Source organism: Pelotomaculum sp. FP, assembly GCF_004369245.1.
GTDB lineage: Bacteria > Bacillota > Desulfotomaculia > Desulfotomaculales > Pelotomaculaceae > Pelotomaculum_C > Pelotomaculum_C schinkii.
Window position 1 is genome coordinate 1 of the sequence record NZ_QFGB01000111.1, and the last position, 3,443, is coordinate 3,443.

Genomic DNA, 3,443 nt, shown 5'->3' on the forward strand with positions numbered 1-3,443 from the left:
CACCCTGTACAATCAAGATCTCGGACTGGACAAAAAGCCCCGTACCTACCGCAAGCGGGCGAGAAAAGACTATCTGAAAATAGCCAAACAACGAAAACCACTCGCAAAGTCTATTCGAAAGGCTATCCTGGGATACCTTCGCAGACTTATTAGCAAAAGCTAACTCTTGTTTTTGATGTTTGTTCATCCTTACTATTCTATAAATCATTGCTACTTCCTTTTCAGTTAGCTTATTTTTGCATCTTTCCATAAAATATTAAGCTTTTCTAAAATGGCACGAGCATAAATCAAACATTCCATCTGTTGCCAGCGTGTTAGTTTTGTTGAATTTATTAAAAATTGTTCTTTTTCTGTTATTTTCTTATATGTATTTAGGCTTCTATTTATCAGCATTAAATTAATACCTCCACCATGGAAAGAGATTATATTTATAAATAAAATTTTAATTTATTATTACTCAAAAATTTTGTCATACAATAATGATATATTTTAGATTTTATTAGATTTAACAAAATAATTTATCTAAATGTTGAAAAGGAAAGTTTATCTAGGTTAGAATTATAGACTTAGTTAACAAAATATTTTTAGTAAGGTGAAAAAATGTTAAAATTTATTGCACATGATGTCAAAAACCAACCGCAAAAAACAAATCCTTTTGATGAGGCAATTAAGGACGTACTAAAAGAATCGGGAACTTGTTACCTCTTAACGCCATATTTTAATATCCATATTATTATTGAATTCTGCAAAATAAATAATGATTCCATTTTAATAACAGATATAGGGGAATTAAAAACAAATATATCAACAGATAGTGAGTTAAATTTTTTTATTAATCTAATCGAATTAGAAATTTTGAAGGTGTATGATGTACCAAATTTACATGCAAAAATCCTACTAAAAGGCGGTAAGTTATTAGTTGGCTCAGCCAATTTTACCAATAATGGTATGGGTAGGAACCATGAAGGTAACATTCTGGTTTCTGATAATAGTATAATTTTAGAAGTAAACAATTGGATAACAAATTTAATTGATAGTTCTAAATTAGCATCCAAAGATTATTTGAGATGTTCTTATGCTAAACTACCTTTGTTGCAATCTAGAGCAAACGAAACAAAGGCGGCATTAAAAGAATTAAATAGACCACTAATATCTGTTAAACCAACCAAACTTGGCAAAAAACTTAAAAACAAAAAGAATGGAGTTCATGAACCAATAGGAAATAATGGTTTAATATCTGATATAGTTAAGATTTTTTCTAATTTGGAAGAAGCATTAGTGGGTTTTTTTTATTTTAAATATGCTTATGATTTGTTTACATTTAGCTGTGAGAATAATGGAATATTATCAACAACATTCACTAAAGATAAAAAGTTAACTATGAATATTGGGCAATGGGAAGTGATAAGTATAAAAAGAAAGAATAATATTTATCACATTGTATTAGGGATAGATACTTTAATGTTTAACAATTTTAATGATATTACGGTTATAAAAAACATCCCTTTTTCTCGTAGATTTGCCAAATCCGAAGAACACAATCATGTTTATTTAAAATTTGAGTGGGATTTAAAAAACAAATTTCCTAAACCACTTATAGATAGTTGGAAAAGTACAATGTTATACGCTATTAATATTTTTAAACATTGGATTTCAAGTTCATTTAAAATTCATCATCATAGAATAGAGATTGAAAATTTATTAAACCTTAAAAACAATGAAATTATCGATACAATTGATGGTGTTTTTAAGCTGTAGCATTACTTGGTGTTCTTTTCTCCTGTGGCAAGCGATAATGGACCGGGCAAGGAAAATCATACCAGGGGATAATTTACACTAGCTTTGCAGGGCATTCTGGAAAGCGGAGTTTCATCAGTGAAAAAAGCTGCCGGTTAACTATAAGACCACAATCAGGGACCGGGTAAGTTGGCGGGTTGCTTATCGCCAGGGAACAGCTTTCGTTGCCTGTAAGCTGCCAACATTGGTGGTTCGCTTTTTCGTAGAATTGCCTTGCTGAGTAATCTGGTATAGGCAGGGTTATGGGTGGGCTACTGGTAGATAACTATCAACATCGCAGGGAAGGGTAATCTGGTTTGTGGCTGTGGGCTGGGAATGCTACCGGTTGCTGTGGCCCCAGTCCCGACATAGCTGGATTTTGGTAGTCCGGGGGGGAGGCATAGACAGGCAGTTTATTTGGATGGGAATATAAACCCCACTGTTACTGGTTGTGTGTGAAAGTGTGTAATCTTGTGATTAATGTAAGATTGAATGGGCTGGGACGGGGTGGTTTCAACCCACGCACCCGCAGGGGGTGGACCTTCGACAACGCCCAGATATACCGGGAGATTGGGGTTTCAATCCACGCACCCGCAGGGGGTGCGACTTGGTTTTATTGCCGATTTATGGTTGATATTAGTTTCAATCCACGCACCCGCAGGGGGTGCGACAGCCTTTCGTCCCTGATGGATATGTGATTATGGGTTTCAATCCACGCACCCGCAGGGGGTGCGACCAGGACCTTGGCGCTGTTGGGCCAACCGGTTTGTTTCAATCCACGCACCCGCAGGGGGTGCGACGGGTTGTTCTAGGCGTAATAACCGCCTGATCGAGTTTCAATCCACGCACCCGCAGGGGGTGCGACTGATGGTGTACATGTTGTAGATAGTATCCCTGAGTTTCAATCCACGCACCCGCAGGGGGTGCGACTCAGGATGAAAAATAGGTACTTCCTAATATTCAAGTTTCAATCCACGCACCCGCAGGGGGTGCGACTGATTATTTTAAGCGCATCGGCATTGTTAAGCATGTTTCAATCCACGCACCCGCAGGGGGTGCGACGCATTTTGTTGTAGCAGTTAGGGCTATGCGAGAGTTTCAATCCACGCACCCGCAGGGGGTGCGACTCAACATTGAGCACTTGATTAATATTTTTACTGTTTCAATCCACGCACCCGCAGGGGGTGCGACGACAACCTTCCTTCCGTCTGGGTAGATTATCAGTTTCAATCCACGCACCCGCAGGGGGTGCGACTTGGGTTGTCCTTAATAGTGTAAGCCTGCGTGTTTCAATCCACGCACCCGCAGGGGGTGCGACTGTTTTCTTTATCTTGCATGTATTTATCAACTTGTTTCAATCCACGCACCCGCAGGGGGTGCGACTAAAAGCTCGCCGCGTCTAAGTCCAGTTCTGATTGTTTCAATCCACGCACCCGCAGGGGGTGCGACCGAATATCGTTTATATTTCTACGGCAATGCAGGGTTTCAATCCACGCACCCGCAGGGGGTGCGACGCGTCCCGCTGGGTTCCTTGGTATAATGTAATCTTGCTCGTAAAGTAGTCCTGGCAGGCAGGATTTTTTTGCACATTGATTATCTAAAAGATGATTCAGAACCCTCCCCAATCTGCTAAAATATTTGCAGTTTCTTTGGGGAGGTTATTATTT

The 3,443-nt window shown here is 39.2% G+C and carries 2 protein-coding genes and 1 CRISPR repeat array; of the genes, one reads left to right on the forward strand and one right to left on the reverse strand.

The features are described from left to right. Positions 1–225: 225 nt before the first annotated feature. Complete coding sequence (locus Psfp_RS21950; protein WP_192895572.1) at positions 226–393, reverse strand: hypothetical protein; 168 nt, start codon at positions 391–393, stop codon at positions 226–228. Positions 394–600: 207 nt separating this feature from the next. Here Psfp_RS21950 and Psfp_RS20765 point away from each other — a divergent pair, with 207 nt between their 5' ends. Continuing rightward, a complete protein-coding gene (locus tag Psfp_RS20765; RefSeq protein ID WP_134220415.1) occupies positions 601–1,758 on the forward strand; it encodes a phospholipase D-like domain-containing protein in 1,158 nt (385 codons plus the stop codon). A gap of 528 nt (positions 1,759–2,286) precedes the next feature. Next, positions 2,287–3,290: a CRISPR direct-repeat array (repeat unit 32 nt; unit sequence GTTTCAATCCACGCACCCGCAGGGGGTGCGAC). Positions 3,291–3,443: the final 153 nt, after the last annotated feature.

Coding starts and splice junctions, on each gene's coding strand:
- Psfp_RS20765 (WP_134220415.1), top strand. CDS start 601: ATGTTAAAATTTATTGCACATGATGTCAAAAACCAACCGCAAAAAACA.
- Psfp_RS21950 (WP_192895572.1), bottom strand. CDS start 393: ATGCTGATAAATAGAAGCCTAAATACATATAAGAAAATAACAGAAAAA.